16 protein-coding genes are annotated in these 12169 nt (G+C 64.1%); 3 read left to right on the forward strand and 13 right to left on the reverse strand.

Annotated elements, in window-relative coordinates; translation table 11 throughout:
* Positions 1 to 4: 4 nt before the first annotated feature.
* From QRN51_RS03940 to QRN51_RS03970, 7 genes are all read right to left on the reverse strand, one after another.
* A complete protein-coding gene (locus QRN51_RS03940) occupies positions 5 to 643 on the reverse strand; it encodes a DUF4232 domain-containing protein (RefSeq protein WP_084784462.1) in 639 nt (212 codons plus the stop codon).
* Positions 644 to 748: 105 nt separating this feature from the next.
* The gene (locus QRN51_RS03945) at positions 749 to 1477 is read right to left on the reverse strand and encodes a YcnI family copper-binding membrane protein (protein WP_284988706.1); all 729 of its coding nucleotides are present in this window, start codon (positions 1475 to 1477) and stop codon (positions 749 to 751) included.
* 85 nt (positions 1478 to 1562) lie between these two features.
* Entirely contained in the window at positions 1563 to 2186 is a 624-nt protein-coding gene (locus QRN51_RS03950) for a hypothetical protein (protein ID WP_059388572.1), read from the reverse strand.
* A gap of 139 nt (positions 2187 to 2325) precedes the next feature.
* Positions 2326 to 3570 (reverse strand): cation:proton antiporter, encoded by a 1245-nt coding sequence (locus QRN51_RS03955; RefSeq protein ID WP_284988707.1) that lies wholly within the window; start codon positions 3568 to 3570, stop codon positions 2326 to 2328.
* A gap of 39 nt (positions 3571 to 3609) precedes the next feature.
* On the reverse strand, positions 3610 to 4005 hold the full coding sequence (locus QRN51_RS03960; protein WP_059388573.1) for a hypothetical protein: 396 nt from the start codon (positions 4003 to 4005) through the stop codon (positions 3610 to 3612).
* The gene (locus QRN51_RS03965) at positions 3998 to 4570 is read right to left on the reverse strand and encodes an SRPBCC family protein (protein WP_059388574.1); all 573 of its coding nucleotides are present in this window, start codon (positions 4568 to 4570) and stop codon (positions 3998 to 4000) included. The genes QRN51_RS03960 and QRN51_RS03965 overlap by 8 nt, the downstream gene beginning before the upstream one ends.
* 93 nt (positions 4571 to 4663) lie before the next feature.
* Positions 4664 to 5815, reverse strand: a complete 1152-nt coding sequence (locus QRN51_RS03970) for a sulfite oxidase (RefSeq protein WP_284988708.1) — start codon at positions 5813 to 5815, stop codon at positions 4664 to 4666.
* Between the two features lie 430 nt (positions 5816 to 6245).
* On the opposite strand from QRN51_RS03970, the gene QRN51_RS03975 reads away from it, so the two are divergent.
* The gene (locus QRN51_RS03975; protein ID WP_284988709.1) at positions 6246 to 6848 is read left to right on the forward strand and encodes a DUF1214 domain-containing protein; all 603 of its coding nucleotides are present in this window, start codon (positions 6246 to 6248) and stop codon (positions 6846 to 6848) included.
* Between the two features lies 1 nt (position 6849).
* Positions 6850 to 7509, forward strand: coding sequence for a DUF1254 domain-containing protein (locus QRN51_RS03980; RefSeq protein ID WP_284988710.1), 660 nt, complete (start codon positions 6850 to 6852; stop codon positions 7507 to 7509).
* 212 nt (positions 7510 to 7721) lie between these two features.
* Here the strand turns inward: QRN51_RS03980 and QRN51_RS03985 are convergent, their stop codons facing one another.
* From QRN51_RS03985 to QRN51_RS04000, 4 genes are all read right to left on the reverse strand, one after another.
* Positions 7722 to 8363 carry a dihydrofolate reductase family protein gene (locus QRN51_RS03985; RefSeq protein ID WP_284988711.1) on the reverse strand — a complete coding sequence of 214 codons (642 nt, stop codon included), beginning with the start codon at positions 8361 to 8363 and terminating at the stop codon, positions 7722 to 7724.
* A 227-nt stretch (positions 8364 to 8590) separates the two neighbouring features.
* Positions 8591 to 8947, reverse strand: coding sequence for a YlcI/YnfO family protein (locus QRN51_RS03990; protein ID WP_216363181.1), 357 nt, complete (start codon positions 8945 to 8947; stop codon positions 8591 to 8593).
* Positions 8944 to 9153 carry a hypothetical protein gene (locus QRN51_RS03995; protein WP_284988712.1) on the reverse strand — a complete coding sequence of 70 codons (210 nt, stop codon included), beginning with the start codon at positions 9151 to 9153 and terminating at the stop codon, positions 8944 to 8946. Before QRN51_RS03995 ends, QRN51_RS03990 begins: the two co-directional genes overlap by 4 nt.
* A gap of 183 nt (positions 9154 to 9336) precedes the next feature.
* Complete coding sequence (locus QRN51_RS04000) at positions 9337 to 10224, reverse strand: methyltransferase family protein (protein ID WP_284988811.1); 888 nt, start codon at positions 10222 to 10224, stop codon at positions 9337 to 9339.
* Between the two features lie 209 nt (positions 10225 to 10433).
* Here QRN51_RS04000 and QRN51_RS04005 point away from each other — a divergent pair, with 209 nt between their 5' ends.
* Entirely contained in the window at positions 10434 to 10907 is a 474-nt protein-coding gene (locus QRN51_RS04005) for a MarR family winged helix-turn-helix transcriptional regulator (protein ID WP_059388590.1), read from the forward strand.
* On the opposite strand, the gene QRN51_RS04010 is transcribed toward QRN51_RS04005, so the two are convergent.
* Entirely contained in the window at positions 10904 to 11158 is a 255-nt protein-coding gene (locus QRN51_RS04010) for a hypothetical protein (protein ID WP_059388591.1), read from the reverse strand. The two genes, QRN51_RS04005 and QRN51_RS04010, sit on opposite strands and share 4 nt — an antisense overlap.
* A gap of 197 nt (positions 11159 to 11355) precedes the next feature.
* The gene (locus tag QRN51_RS04015) at positions 11356 to 12153 is read right to left on the reverse strand and encodes an SRPBCC family protein (protein WP_284988713.1); all 798 of its coding nucleotides are present in this window, start codon (positions 12151 to 12153) and stop codon (positions 11356 to 11358) included.
* Between the last annotated feature and the right edge of the window lie 16 nt (positions 12154 to 12169).

Genomic DNA, 12169 nt, shown 5'->3' on the forward strand with positions numbered 1-12169 from the left:
CCGCCTACCCCGCCTGGAACGCCTGGACGGTCAGGAGATTGATATTGGTGTTGCTGCAAGCCGTGTATTGCTGCGGGATGAACAGCGAAGCGGTGTCCTCGGGTGGGTAGACCCGGAAGCCGGCGGCTGGGGCCTGGGTGCACTCGGGGTAGTTCCCGGCCTGAGTGTAGCGGAGTTGGGCGAAACCGGCCTTCCCCGGAGCGAGGAGCACTTGCGTCACAGGCTGGGAGTCGTCGCGCGCGGCAGCCGCGCCGATCGGATCGCCCGCGGGTCCCGACGTGAGTGAGACGCCCGGGAAGCCATTGAGGACGCAGGGTTGCGTGCCGGAGTTGGTCAGGATGAGTTTCATGTAGACGCTCCCTGCCGCTCCGCCCCCTGTGGAGTCGACAGATGCTGTCAGCGAGCCCGCTTTGCAGAGAGCGACGCCTGATGGCGTCGTCCCGGTGCTCGATGGCGTGGCGCTGCCGCTTGAAGTAGGAGTACTTGAGGCCGAGGCCGACGGTGACGACGAGGCCGACGCCGTGTCGCTGGGTACGGCTGATCCCGAGGGCTGGGCCTGGGTTTGGAAACAGCCGGAGAGCAGGAATACCGAGGCTGCTGCCATCGTGAGCAGGAGACCGTTCTTGACTCGCATATTCGTCATGCGCACAGCTTTTCGTCGTCATTTGCCGGAGTCAACTGCGGCGCGGCAGCGGCGCCGGATTGGCGTCCGGATCGTAATGTTCCGGACGCCGACCCAACGGAGCCGTTACTTGGAAACTGATGCCTTGGCGGAACGGCTGCGGAAGAAGGCCGCGCCACCCAGACCCAGCCCTGCCACGCCGGCGATCAGGCCGGCCCAGCTGCGCGCCTGTGAGCCGTCGTCGGTCACGGAAGCTGCCTGCTCGGTGGAGATGGACGCAGCCATGTGACTGTCACCCGCGGCCGAATCTGCGGCTGTGACGGCCACCGAAGGAGCCGGAGCCTTCAGCGAGTGCGCGTCCTGGCCGTCCTTCGGGATTTCAGCCCAGTTCGTCTGCCCTTGCTCGCAGTTCTGGAGCGTGGGGAAGTAGAGGGTCTTGCCAGCGGTGTCGGGCAGCTTCACGGACAGGACCAGCGCGTCGCGCAAGTGCGGGTCCAGCGGAGCCTTGGCCGTGTAGACGATCTGGCTGGTGCGTTTGGTGATCGATGTGCCGTCGGCCAGCTTCTTGGGTTCCGGCAGCGTCTGCGTCACCTTTTCGACTGTCCAGTTGGGGTTCACCGTGGGCGTGGCGTCGGTCAGTTCCTCGGGCAGGTTGATGGTCAACTTGGTGGTGCCTGAGGTGTCGCAGCCGTGCGGGACGCCGAACGTCAGCAGGGCATACGAGTTGGCCGTGGTCTTGTCCGGGTTGATGGAGACGTGGGCAGATGCGCCTGCGAGGCCGGCCATCATCAGTGCGGCGGTGCCGCCCGCGATTGCGGTAGCGGAGAGGGCGCGGCGGAGTGAGGACTTGTTCATGGTTGTTGTCTTTCAACGGGCGCGCGAAGGCGCGCCAAAGTGAGGGGATGTGCCCGTCATCAGTTGAAGGCGGCGCCGGGCGGAGTCAGGAGGGTACGACGACGGCGGGCGGGCCGCGTCTGCTGTCTTGCCTGAGGTTCCGCCACGGGCGGGGGATGAATACGGCAGGTGCGCTGAACGCAACAGCTGCGTTGCCGGCGTCGGGCCTGAAGATCAGTCGGATGAGCTGCAGGAGGGGACGAAGCCAGGCCTCGAGCTGCCACAGTGCCTGCTCGCCCTTGGCCAGGAGCAATGCCGAAGCGGCAGTGGCGAGGGCGTGCCCCGTCAGCATCAACCAGCTGAGGGGAGTGTCGACCTCGTGAAAATGGACTGTTTCAGTGCCCAGCGGCGGGGAGAGGTGTTCAGCCGCCAAGTGGTGTGCTGGTGAGCCCGGAGCCGGAACAGTGAGCGGACCGAATGCCGTGAAGGCCTCGTGCAGGAGAAGCTGGCCGGCTCCCAGAAGCGCGGCAATGACCGGGAATCCGAGCTTGAACCGGGTGGCAAGAGTGGTGACGAGCCCGGTCAATGCAAGGACGGCCAACAGGACCGGAGCGACGGGAAGCGCACCCCCGGAGAGGACATGGGCACCTGCCGCGAGGACAACAATGGCGACCGCCAGGGCCACCGAACGCATGGCATGGAAGGGCGTCCGGGCATGCGATGCGCGCACGGGTTCCTCCCTCGGTGGCGTTCAAGCGGGTGGTCGACAGTCCAGCTCGGTCTGGTCAACCCCGCAATTCTACCGGTGGTTCGTGGCCGTGCCGCTGTCGGATGGGTCGTGTGACGGGGTCATGCTGCGGGTATGGGAATCAGGCAGTTATCGCCGGACCACCTTCGGAGGGCTTGCCTGCCGGGCCTTTGCCGGATTGTCCTTTGCCGGCCGGCCCCCCGCTCTTTGGCCCCTCACCCGCGGATTCCGGAGCGGCTTCCGAATATTTGCGTGCCGCCCGCGAACCCGCGATGGTGCTTGCCCCAATGCTGATGAGGGCACCCAGGATCATCGCCGCGGCTTCTCCTGGTTCCAGCAAGTGCAATTGGGAGCCGATGGTGGCGGCTGCAACCGGCACTCCCAATTGGGACGAGGCCAGTACTGCGAGCGGCAGGGGCTGGCCGAGGGCCCGGATGCTTCCGTGCACCAGCAGTGTTCCAAAGCCAAGCCAGATCCCGAGGAGGATCATGCTTGGGCTGCCCGCGAGGGTCCTTAGGTCGAGCGATGCACCCAGCCAGACGAAGAAGACCGGCCCCAGGAAACCGTCGCTCACGGCGAAGAGCTGGTGCGCCAGGCGACGGGGTTCGCCCACCGCGGAGACCACCAGGCCGAAGGAGAACCCGGCCAGCATGATGGAGACGTGGCCGAGGACCGCGAGCCCTGAAAGCGCGAACAGCAAGGCCAGCTGGATCCGCAGTTCCAAGGCGAACTTCCGGTCTTCGGATATGTCGTGTAACCGTCCGCGGTTGCCGCTGTTCTCCAGCCAACGAAGCACGAAGAACAAGACCAACGCGCAAGCCGCGACGACGGCTGCCCCGACCGCTGCCCGGCCGGCGTTCGGCGGGTCAACGGCTAACGGAAGCGCCACAATGCAAGCGATATCAGCGATCGCCACTTGCGCCGTCGTCGTCAGGACCTTCGGCCCTGTCAGCCGAAGCGAGTCGACGATCGGCAAGACCAACGCTGCTGAGGAGGATGCGAGCAAAACGATGTAGAGGGGAGCATGTCCGGTGCCGAAGGCTAAAGCGATGACGACTCCGACGACGGCGGCCAGCACCGCGGCGACGCCGGCGCGCAAGGCGCCGCTACCCAGGGCGGGACGGATGGCCTTGTCCCGCACGGGGACGTGCGTCCCGGCGACGAACATGATGAGGGCGAACCCGACGTCGGCCACGAACGTGAAGGTGGGATCCGAGGAGTCCACCAGTCCCAGTCCCGTGCGTCCGATGACGATGCCTGCCAGCAACTGCCCCAAAACAACGGGAAGGTGCCATTTCCGGGGTAGCGCCAAGAGCGGACCGAGGAGCGCGACTGCGGCGATCAGCGAAAGCTGAAAGAACGACACCTTCCTCCTTCTCCGGGCCTGGCGGTTGGTCTGCGGTGGTTACCGGGGCGCATCAGCCAGTTTCAGGGGAATGTCCGTGTTCTCGTCGGTGTAGTAGCTCGCGCACACCCGGTGATAGCCATCAGCCACCTGAGCGGGCATGCCCGTGGCCAGGTCTCCCCGGACCATCAGGATGGGCGAGAGCTTCTTGCCCTCCTTGATCTTCTTCAGGTCCGAGGCCACGTGGGCGTTCTCTTCCGGGAGCAACGCCAAGCGGGCGGCCCGGAGGATGTCCTTGGCTTTGCGGTGCTGGATGGGCGCGTCCTTGAGGGCGGCGACAACCGATGCCACCACGTGGTCGGATTCCAGCAGGGAAAGGTAGTCTGCGGCGCTTGGGTAGTCCTGGTCCTCGGGCTCCGGCAACCAGCGGACTTCGCCTTTGTTATCGTCAGGCATGCGTCGTACTCCTTGGCCAGCGGTATCGGCTTGCAAATGTGGGTGGCGCGGGACGGGGGACCTTGGAGAGGTCCGTGCCGGGACGCCGTCGTCGTAATTCAAGGGCGAGGCTTTCTTGGCCGCGTGCCATCGCCCAGTGGTGATTCGCGGCAAAAGCGGGTTTGAGCAGCCAGCTTAGCCGCCGGAGCAGGGGTTTCGATGTGCTGACCCGCCAGTCATAGGTGATAACGGTTTCCGGGCCGTCCTGTTCGAAAGTCCAGCGCCCGGTACCGCGCAGGTCGCCGCTCGCCGCGATCGCGAAACCTTGCTCTGTGATGGGTTCGGTGACCGTGAACCTCCAGCGCAGCGTGTACGGCAGCCAACCTTTGGAGTGCAGCGAGAAGGCCTTTCCCGTACCGTCGGCGTTTCCCGGGTCCAGCGGAACAACCCTCAAGTACACCGAAGGCCACCAGCGGGGCAGTGTCCCCGCGTCGCCTAAAATATCCATGACCTCACGCGGGGTCCCCGCGACGCGCCAGACAGTGAGGAACTCGTAGTCGGCGTTGCTCTTGGAAGTGCCGCCCATTGCTGCCTCCAGGGCGCGGATGGATAGTGGACTCACAGTACTCATGCCGTTGCACACGGTCAACGGCCCGGCTTCGGCGTGCCTGCGGGCGAGTTACTCCCGGACGGTCACAGCCAGCCGCTGGATGTCGTTGTTTCCCATGCCTTGATAGTTCCACTCCGGCGTTTCCGGCTGGGTCTGCCCTGTGGAATCCGTCGCACGGCATGCCAAATCGTGGGAACCGGGCGTTGCGATCCACGTGAATGTCCATCCGCGCCACGCATGCCGGCCGGTGGGAGCTTGAAGTTGGGCCAGCTCCCAGACCCCGTCCACGCAGACTTCCACGCTCTCCACGGTTCCTTGCCCGGACCAGGCCCGGCCGCTCAGCTGAACCGGTCCCGCGTTCACCGCGCGTTGCCGTGTGAAGAAATCTGGAACGCCGGGGGGAGCCATGAGGGAACGGACTTTGATCCGTTGGACGGGCTCGCCGGGATCGCCTGCGTCTTGGGTGTAACGGTAGGAGTCGAGCTGTTGGTAACCGTCGAAGCTGTGGTCGATTGCCTCGATGGATTGCAGCCATTTGACGCTCGTCATTCCGTACCAGCCCGGGACGAGGAGCCGGACGGGGTAGCCATGTTGAGGTGGCAGGGCTTGGCCGTTGACCTCATAGGCGAGCAGGACGTCGTCGGACATTGCTTCCGCGAGCGTCAGGCTGCGCGCGTACTGGTGCTCTACGCCGCCCTGGATCCCACGGTCCGCGCCCGTGAAGACGAGTTCGACGGCGTCGGGTGACACGCCGGCGTCGAGCAGCAACGGAGCAAGCGGGGTGCCGGTCCACTCGGCGGTGCCCACCCCACCCTGGTCCCAGGGCTGGCTCACAGGTCGCGGTTCCAGCCGCGAGCGGCCGTTGCCGGCGCACTCCATCGTGACGGCTTGGGTGCGGCGCTCGCGGTGCTGGAGGTCAGGCAGGGTGTACTCGTGCGGATGGTCCACGAGCCCGCCGATATTCAGCCGCCACGAGACGGGATCGATCTGGGGAACGTCGAAATGGACCAGGAGATAATGCATGCCCAGCGGTGTGACGGGCCATCGGAGCATTTCCAGCGGCATGGCGTGGTTGCGCGAAGCGAGTTGCAGTTCCTCGCGGGTGATGGGACCGGTTGTCGGAGCGGCCGGTGCGGTTGGTTCTGTCGGAACAGCGGGGGCGGTAGGGGCCGGGGTGGCAACAGCGGCGCCTTCCGCTGTGCGGCGGGTGTTGACGCTCATGCTCCCAGTATGGTCGCCCGTGGCGGTGGTGTCACTGGGATTTGCGCGGGGAAGCGAGGCGCTTGTCCCGCGGCGTTCGGCGACGGGGCGGGGGGGTCCGCGTCCGACGTCGGGCTGTTGGGAAAGTATTCTTGGTCTTTGGCGCTTGCGCTCCTGGACAGAGACAGATGGAAGAAGGAGAGCCTCCGTGAAAATCCGAGCCCCACGACTCGACGTGAGTGGCGTTTTCCTTGTTTGGGCCCTGATATTCGGGCTTTGGCAACCTTTTATTTGGTGGCGGGGGATTGTCGCTGCCGTATGTTTGATCGTCGCGCTGTGGGGCTTTGTTGCTTGGTACCGGCGTCGTCCTGCGCGGGGGAGCTAGGGCACCTGATTGCAGCGCGGCTGGTGCGAACCCCCCAACCACATAGCCCAGTGGTAGTTTGCGGTTATGGCAAATGCCCTCGCGTGGTTCTCCCAGTCCGGTGTGGTGCAAGGGTTGATTCTCGGTGCCGTGCTTGCGTTCTTGACGGCGATCCTCGTCATGAACGCCGTGGGCAGGGCGCTCACAACGACCGTCAACGGTTGGAGTGCCATCCGCAAATGCGGCCAGCCCGGCAACGGAGTCCTCGTCCGGGCCGCCTGCGCCAAGGCCCTGCCTGTCGTGAATGTGTTTGAAGAGGCTGCGTACTGGACCGCCACTGTGGATGGCTCAGGGCAAACGCTGAGCGGCGGGAATGGATACGTCCTGCATTTTCCTCCCGGGAACCTCCCGCCGCATGACGCCTTCTGGTCGCTCACCCCGACCGATACCGTCGGGTACATGGTGGAAAATCCCACCAATCGCTACAGCGTTGGTGACCGTTCCGCTCTGGCACAGAATGCCGACGGTTCGGTCGACATCTATCTACAGCATCAGGCTCCGAGCGGGCACGAGCAGAACTGGCTGCCCATTCCGTCCGGAAAGTTCAAGCTGATGTTCCGCGTGTATCTGCCTGGGGCGGCGATTCTCGACGACACGTACCAATTGCCGCCGGTTGTCAGGGCGCAGTGAAATGAACCGCCTCATCTTGAAATACGGACGTCCCCTTACCGCCGTCATACTCGCCGTCTTCGCCTGGGTCATTTACCGGCGCATCGCCAACGGGGACGGAATCGTTCCTCTGGTCATAGCGGCGGTCATCGTATGGGGGCTCGGCGCGCCCGCTTTCATCTACCTCTGGCCGCGACTCACAGTCAACGGGTACAAGAGGGCGATACTCAAGCACGGATTCGGTGAGGGCCCCATCCCCGTCAACACGCTGTACGCCGTGCCCGGCACATCGTCCCCGTCGACGGCGACTTCGCGCGGGAGCCTTATGGCAACCGGGGCCGACGACTTGCTCTACATCGGCGGTTGGCTCGACTTGAGCAAAGGGCCGCAAATCCTGCACATACCGGACATGGCCGGGCGCTATTTCAGCGTGCAGTTCACCGACCCGTCGAAAAGCACAAACTTTGCCTACGTCGGCAAACGCACCACGGGAACCGAAGCCGGCGACTATGTCCTCAGCGGACCCGGCTGGAAGGGAAGGGTACCCAACGGAATGACGCAGATTTCTTCGCCAACTGATTCCGCGCTCGTCATTGGCCGAGTTTTCGTCGAAAGCGACAGCGATCTTCCAACCGCTTACGCGCTCGCGAAGCAAATACAGCTCGCGCCGCTGAAGCAGTAGCGGTCGACTGGACCAGCCCAGATGAACGACGGCGGACGGCTCGCAACCGATGGCTTGCCGACCGGCCCTTCGACGCCGCCGAGGGCGAAACCGCCAGATTCCGGTGTAGCGGGAAGAGCCCCCTGCCGATCTTTCTCTTGTCCTTCGCGGTTCCCAGCCTGGCGCTCACGCTCAAACGCGAGTAGCCGCACTCAGACGATCCTGTGTGATGGTTATCGGCGGAAGGTGACGTGGATGATGCCGCTTTCGGCGGTCTCTGACGTGACGGTGTAGTCGCTTTCTAGCCCCCGGAGATCGTCCCAGAGCCGTATTCCGCTACCGAGCAGGATTGGTGTGATCGCGACGTGCAGCCGATCGACAAGTCCGGCACTGAGGTAATCGCGCACAACGGTGGGGCCACCTCCGATACGCACATCCTCTTCACCCGCCGCACTGAGCGCTCGTTCAAGCACTTCTTCGGGGCTGGTGCTGACGAAGTGGAAGGTCGTACCGCCGGCCATCGTGATGTCAGGGCGGGGGGTGTGAGTGAGGACGAACACCGGGACGCGGAAGGGCGGCTCGTCACCCCACCAGCCCTTCCACTCGGGGTCGTCGGGAAAGTTATGGAACCCGAACATGCCGGCACCCATAATCTCAGCTCCGACCCCCTCGAAGTAGGCCGCGGCGTATTTGTCGTCGACGCCGGACGTTCCTTCTCCACTGGTGTCATGCAGAACCCGCTCACGGAAAGTGCGTGTGGACGTATATGCGTCAACGAGTCGGCCCCAGTCCGAACCGAACGGATTCTCCGGAGTTGCGTCCGTCGTCGTGGCGAAACCATCCAGCGAGATATTCAGGTCAACTCGAACAGCCATGGTGAAGGTCCCCTCAGATCAGTGGTTGCGTTATGCAACCACCATACTGGTGGTGAGATCTCCTGCACGGAAGAATTCCTGGACGAATTCGTCATCCCTGGGAGCACATGAAAAGTGACCAAGGAGACCAACAGTATGAAATAGGCGGCCAAGAGTGGGCAAACATACCCCCAATCGGAAGCGTTGTCATCTACGACTACCGGGCCCGTCAATCAGCTGTCTGCCTGTCAGGAGGCTTTGGCAAGGTATTGGGCCAGTGCTTCCCTGAGGATTTCGCTCGGCTTGCGGTGCTCGATTTCGGACCGGGCAACCAGTTGTGCGTCCATGTCCTTCGGGAGGCGGATGGTCCGGGACGGGGATGTTCCGCTGCTGCTCAGGGAGGGTTTGCCGACGGCTCTTTTTACTGCCTCGGGCGAGCCCAGGGCTGCTTCCAGCAGGGCGCGTCCGGCACCTTGCCCGGACGCCTTGGTGATGCGGGCGTCAGGGCCTATGTCGGCGGTCTCCGCCCATTCGCCCAGGGCACGGAAGTGGGCCTGTTCCTCCGGGCTCAGGTCCTGACCGCCCTTGGCCTTCTTCTCATTCATTCCGTTGTTCCTCTCTCGGCAATGTCGAGTATCTTCCGCCTTGCCTCCATCACGTGGAAGACCAGGATGTCGTTAGGCGGTGTAATGACTGCCATGACTTCGAGAATCGTCCGGCGGTCCCGAGAAGGGCCGATAAACAGATCCGGACGTGCGCCTGATTCCACACGCGGCTCATCGAACTCTTCAACGTGGTAGATCTGGTTCAAGATTGCATGCAACGCATCCCCGCGGGCAATTCCATGTTTGTTTGCGCTGTCCGCCCACCTGATCCCCATTTTAATATTGTCTCACAATAAAAGGGTTATTGCGAGACAATATTGGGCGGTAGCTCTCGGCCCGAGCGAGCGAGACTGAGGAACGACAACCTTCGAAGGGACATGGGTGTGCACTCATCGTTTCTGAGAGCTTGAGGCCCCCGACATCCGCGGTACCCAGCAGCGCACGGCATCGCGGTATTGACGGAATTCTTCGCCGAACCGTTCTTCCAGGTCAGATTCCTCAAGCGGCCTGACAACGTAATTCCACACCAGCGAGCCCACGACGGCGTAGGCCACTACCAGCCATGACTGCAGGATGACGCCAACTGCCGCGCCCTGGAGAATGCCTGCGGCCGCCATTGGATTCCGGATCCAGCGATACGGACCTGCGATGACCAGATGATTGGGCATTGCCGACGGCAGCGGGGTGCCATTGCCCAACGTCGACATTGCCACGGCCGCCGAGATACCGAGGGCGCTGGCTAGTACCAGAACGGCGACACCCACAGGAGCGGCAAACGACGGAAACGGGAGAACCACCGCCCAGCGCTGTTCGAGAAAGGCAACTGCGAACGGAATCACCGCCAGGAAGAACCCCCAGAACAGGACAATTTGCCCAAGTGTTGAGGCCACGTGGGCGGCGGCGGTCGCGCGGGGGATTGCGGGACGGAATGCGAACGGACCGCCGATGATCCACGCGGTCGGCACGTGTCCCAGCAAGACTAGGCAGAGCGAGATCAGCGAGCCCGCGCTCGCAGCGCCCATGCCGAGTACGCCCCAGCCCGCTTCGGTTGTGACAGTGGCGTAAACCGCCAGTGCGACGGCGACGGCGCCCGTCCAGCCGGCACTCACCAGCGCGGCAGCCTTTACGCCAAAAGACGCCACGGCCGACGCCACGACGAATAAAGGAATGTCGAAGACAGCAACCGCAACCGGGTCGAGGTTACCGAGGGTCGCCTCGCGCACCACCGGCGACAGGAAAACCGCGGCCCACCACAAGAAACCGGCAATCGCCTGCATGGCGAAATATGCCCTGCCCCACCAAATAGCTCCGCCCCGCCGAATCAAGGGCGACACCCGCTCAGCCCAAACATGCGTAGCCCCAATCCCAGACAATTTTGGCTCAGCCTACCGAATTCGAACGCTGCGTCCGTCTTCACACGAGTCCCTCGCAGGACTAGTTAACCCCTCACCCCCCCCAAAATCCCCTCACCGCTACAATGGGACATATGCCGGACATCGAGCGTTGGCCCACCGGAAGGTTGCTGTCTACAGCGGCCCGGTTGGTGGAACACGCTTGGGACGAGAATCTCAGGGCGATCGGCCTCACCCACGCCGGCGTCATCGCGCTGGAGGTTCTTGCAGCCACTGGCCCCATCACCCAGACCACGCTCGCCCAGATCGTGCGTGTGCAGGCCCAAACCATGGGGCAGACCCTCAGCAGGCTGGAGTCACACGGGCACGTTAGCCGCCGTCGAAGTTCCGAGGACCGCCGGGTACACGTCGTTTCGCTGACCGATGCCGGCAGGGACGCACTTGAGCGGGCAGCGGAATCGGAACGGCAGGTTCTTGCCCAGGTATCGATCGATACGTCGATGTTCCGGCAGGAACTGAAAACAGTCGTGCGCGAACTGGCAGGCCGGCAAGCACCAGAAGGAGACAGCGCTAGCGCCCCTCTTGCCTCCGCGGCATTGGAAGACTAGTCCGAGGAAACATCGACGGCGGCCTGCTCACCGGGCGCAGGAACCTCGCCGCGCGTGGAACGCTCACCGCGGGCAGCCAACTCATCCAGGACCGCGTCGTACCAGGACTTGACCCCGAACTCGGGCTTCCCGACGTCGAGCAGCCTGAAAAGGGCGTCGGCCAAAAAGTTGAGCTCCGCAACGGACAGCTTCGCAAGCCCCTGGACCGGGTCCAGTTCGCCTTCCAGGCATGAGGTGAGTAATGCGTTCACAGCGCGGCTCCAAGCATGGGAGCAGCTACGTAAAGAGTCTTGGAAGAGAGGGGAGTCGGGCGGGTCATGAGGTCGCTCCATGGAAAGAGTTCCTAGGGCCGCTGCATAACCCACCCTGATGATATCGACACGTGGAGCCGCGCGGCAAGCGCGCCGCGCGGCCGGAAACCACCAGCAACAATGCCTAAGTGGGGCGTTCAGTTCCTTCCCCGTCGCCGAACAAGCCAAGCCACCAGAACCACGACGGCGGCGGCGCAAAGCACGGGCCCGAAACGACGCACCAGCACCGGCCACACGGCCGAGCCCAGATCCAATTCCGACGACGACGCGAGCGGCGCGGACCGAGGTGCGGGTGCAGCCGCGGCCGCAGGCACAGGCGCCGCCGGCGGCTCAACCACCTGCGCTGCAGAACCCGCAGCGGGCCCGACGGCGGCGGGCCCGGCGGCTGCTCCAGCCGCGGGCTCCCCGGGCCGCGCTACCTCGCCGGTAGCCGTCCCGGACCCTGCCGACGCAGCCGAGGCTCCGGCGTCGGGCTCGATTTCGCTCGGAGCCCCGCCGCCCGCCTTCCCGATCACGCACTGGACAAACTGCTCCAGCAACTTGTCCGAGATGTCCTGGATGACTCCGCGGCCGAATTGGGCCGGTTTGCCGGTGACGTTCATGTCGGTGGTCACGTCCACGGCGGTGCCGTCGCCGTCGGGCGTCAGCACTGCCGTGACCGTGGCACCCGCTGTGCCGTTGCCGCGTTTGTCCTTGCCCGTCGCCGAAATGACCACCGTGTGGGTCTCCTGGTTGCGTTCGAGGAATTCACCCGTGCCGGTATAGATCATGGCGATCGGCCCGAGCTTGACCTTGACCGTTCCGGTGAACTGCTCGCCGCTCACGGACGTGAGGGTCGCCCCAGGGAAACAGGGCGCGATGTCTTCCAGTTGGTTGAAGGAATGCCAGGTGTCCTCCAGCGAACTGGGAACCACGAAGTGATGTTTGAGTTCCACGTCTCCCTCCGCCCGC

This window comes from Arthrobacter sp. efr-133-TYG-120, assembly GCF_030209785.1.
GTDB lineage: Bacteria > Actinomycetota > Actinomycetes > Actinomycetales > Micrococcaceae > Arthrobacter.

What these genes read in the sequence shown, in the direction of transcription:
- QRN51_RS03965 (WP_059388574.1), bottom strand. Translation starts at nt 4,570, where the DNA reads ATGGGCGGCACTTCCAAGAGCAACGCCGACTACGAGTTCCTCACTGTC.
- QRN51_RS04005 (WP_059388590.1), top strand. Translation starts at nt 10,434, where the DNA reads ATGCCGGACATCGAGCGTTGGCCCACCGGAAGGTTGCTGTCTACAGCG.
- QRN51_RS03980 (WP_284988710.1), top strand. Translation starts at nt 6,850, where the DNA reads ATGAACCGCCTCATCTTGAAATACGGACGTCCCCTTACCGCCGTCATA.
- QRN51_RS04000 (WP_284988811.1), bottom strand. Translation starts at nt 10,224, where the DNA reads ATGCAGGCGATTGCCGGTTTCTTGTGGTGGGCCGCGGTTTTCCTGTCG.
- QRN51_RS03945 (WP_284988706.1), bottom strand. Translation starts at nt 1,477, where the DNA reads ATGAACAAGTCCTCACTCCGCCGCGCCCTCTCCGCTACCGCAATCGCG.
- QRN51_RS03940 (WP_084784462.1), bottom strand. Translation starts at nt 643, where the DNA reads ATGACGAATATGCGAGTCAAGAACGGTCTCCTGCTCACGATGGCAGCA.
- QRN51_RS03985 (WP_284988711.1), bottom strand. Translation starts at nt 8,363, where the DNA reads ATGGCTGTTCGAGTTGACCTGAATATCTCGCTGGATGGTTTCGCCACG.
- QRN51_RS03975 (WP_284988709.1), top strand. Translation starts at nt 6,246, where the DNA reads ATGGCAAATGCCCTCGCGTGGTTCTCCCAGTCCGGTGTGGTGCAAGGG.
- QRN51_RS03990 (WP_216363181.1), bottom strand. Translation starts at nt 8,947, where the DNA reads ATGAATGAGAAGAAGGCCAAGGGCGGTCAGGACCTGAGCCCGGAGGAA.
- QRN51_RS03960 (WP_059388573.1), bottom strand. Translation starts at nt 4,005, where the DNA reads ATGCCTGACGATAACAAAGGCGAAGTCCGCTGGTTGCCGGAGCCCGAG.
- QRN51_RS03970 (WP_284988708.1), bottom strand. Translation starts at nt 5,815, where the DNA reads ATGAGCGTCAACACCCGCCGCACAGCGGAAGGCGCCGCTGTTGCCACC.